Raw genomic sequence first — 2,301 nt, forward strand, 5'->3', positions numbered from 1 at the left:
CCCTCCCTCTCCCTATGGAAGAGGGGACAAAGGGCCGCTCGCCACAGCCGAGGCGAGATGTCCCATCCCCGCCGTACGCGGACAATTCCAGTCCGCCCCCTGTGGCCCCGGCGACACAGATTAACCCCTTGAAAACACGTGTCATCGGGCTGTCACAGATCGGTGTCGGAACCGTCATGCCCCGTCCGTAAAGGCCCTCTCATCCTGATCCCGCACCTAAGAGGGGGGCGAGGCGCAGGGAAAGCCTCAAGGGGAATTCTCAGATGCGGAACAAGACCTCGCTGGTCGCCGGTTCGGCCCTCGGCGCGATGCTCGCGCTCGGTCTCGGCGTCGCGGCCCAAGCCCAGGACCTGGGCGTGAAGTGGAGCGGCTCGCCGCAATTCACCAATGACGACGTGGCCTTCAAGGTCCGCGGCCGCATCCTGATCGACGCCGTCTTCCAGGACGTCGAGCGCGACGGCGCCGGCGGCGACTTCGACACCCGCAACGTCCGCGGCCGCCAGGTCTTCCTCGGCGTCGAAGGCAAGCTGAACAACTACTTCGCCTACAAGGCCGAAGGCGGCGCGGTGAACGGCGGCGCCTGGAGCTGGGACGACGTCGTCATCGAGTACAAGCCGGTCGAGCAAGTCTCGCTGCTGTTCGGTAACGTCAAGGCGACGGGCCTCGAGAACCTGACCTCGACCCGCTTCACCACCTTCATGGACCGCGGTCCGTACGGCGACTTCGGCGTCGACTCCTACCTGCTGGGCGTCGTGGCCAAGTACCAGGGCCTGAACTACAGCTTCACCGGCGCGGTGCAGGGCAACAGCATCAACACCGCCGACGTCGCCAACGCGGGCGCCGACTCCAAGGAACGCATCGCCGTCACCGGCCGCTTCCACTACGCCCCGATCAACACCGACATCGACAAGCTGCACCTGGCCGTGTCGTACCGTTACCGCAACCGCGGCGACGAGACCGCCTTCGCCTACACCGGCCGCACCAACACCGCCTACACCAACGGCACCACCTTCTACACCACGGGCGCCATCGGCAACCGCGACAACACGCTGGCCGTCGAAGGCGCCTACGTGCACGGCCCGTTCTCGGTGCAGGGTGAATACTCGTCGATCGACGTGACCCGCGTCGGCGGTTCGGCCGTCGGCGGCGACCCGAAGGTCAAGGTCGGCTACGCCTACGTCACCTTCTGGCCGACGGGCGAGATCCGCAACTACGACGCGGCCGCTGGCGAATTCAAGCGTCCGAAGATCCTCAACCCGGTCACGGCCGGCGGCTGGGGCGGCGTCGAGCTGGCCCTGCGCTACGACCTCGCCGACACCACCGACGCCTACGACACCCTGAAGACCAAGCCCGCCACCTCGCAGGCCGGCAAGTACACGGGCGTCACCCTGGGCGTGAACTACTACCCGACCTCGTACGTCCGGTTCCAAGCCAACTACACCGACGGCGACGTCGACAACTTCGGCGCCAACCAGGACTACGCCATCAAGCAATTCCAGCTGCGCGCTCAGCTGGACTTCTAAGGCCAATCCCGCCGGACGGGCGTCGCGCCCGTCCGGACTCTTCCTTTTCCTCTCAGGAATTTCCGATGAAAAAGCTCCTGTCCTGCGCGGCCGCCGCCGTCGCCCTGTCGGGCCTGGCCGCCGTCCCCGCCAACGCCGCCCGCGACTACGTCTGGGCCGCCGGTTCGTCGACCGTGTTCCCGTTCGCCACCCGCACCGCCGAAAACTTCGCCAAGAAGACCGGCAAGAAGGCCCCGAAGGTCGAGAGCCTGGGCACCGGCGGCGGCATCAAGCTGTTCTGCGGCGGCCTCGGTGAAGGCTTCCCGGACATCGCCAACGCTTCGCGTCCGATGAAGAAGGCCGAGTTCGACCAGTGCGCCGCCAAGGGCGTCAAGGACATCATCCAGATCAAGATCGGCTTCGACGGCATCGTGGTCGCCACCGACAAGGACGGCGCCGACTACAACTTCAAGACCGAGCACCTCTACCTCGGCCTGGCCAAGCAAGTGCTGAAGGGCGGCCAGTTCGTCGCCAACCCGTACAACAGCTGGGACGACGTCGGCGCCGGCCTGCCGGGCAACCGCATCCAGGTCTACGGCCCGCCGCCCACCTCGGGCACCCGCGACGCCTTCGTGGAACTGGCCATCGAAGCCGGCGCCCGCAAGTTCCCGACCGCCGACGCCATCCGCTCGGACAACGAAAAGAAGTTCAAGCAACTGGTCGACCCGCTGCGTAACGACGGCTGGATCGACGCCGGCGAAAACGACAACGCCATCGTCGGCACCCTGACCAAGACCCC

Annotated in this window: 2 protein-coding genes; both read left to right on the forward strand. The window is 66.5% G+C overall.

Annotated features, from left to right (window positions below):
- Positions 1-263: 263 nt before the first annotated feature.
- Positions 264-1,523, forward strand: coding sequence for an OprO/OprP family phosphate-selective porin (locus DMC18_RS23285; protein WP_110118630.1), 1,260 nt, complete (start codon positions 264-266; stop codon positions 1,521-1,523).
- A 65-nt stretch (positions 1,524-1,588) separates the two neighbouring features.
- Positions 1,589-2,301: substrate-binding domain-containing protein (locus DMC18_RS23290; RefSeq protein WP_110133353.1), on the forward strand; the 713-nt coding region annotated here is incomplete at its 3' end.

Source organism: Caulobacter sp. D5, from assembly GCF_003185805.1.
Lineage (GTDB): Bacteria > Pseudomonadota > Alphaproteobacteria > Caulobacterales > Caulobacteraceae > Caulobacter.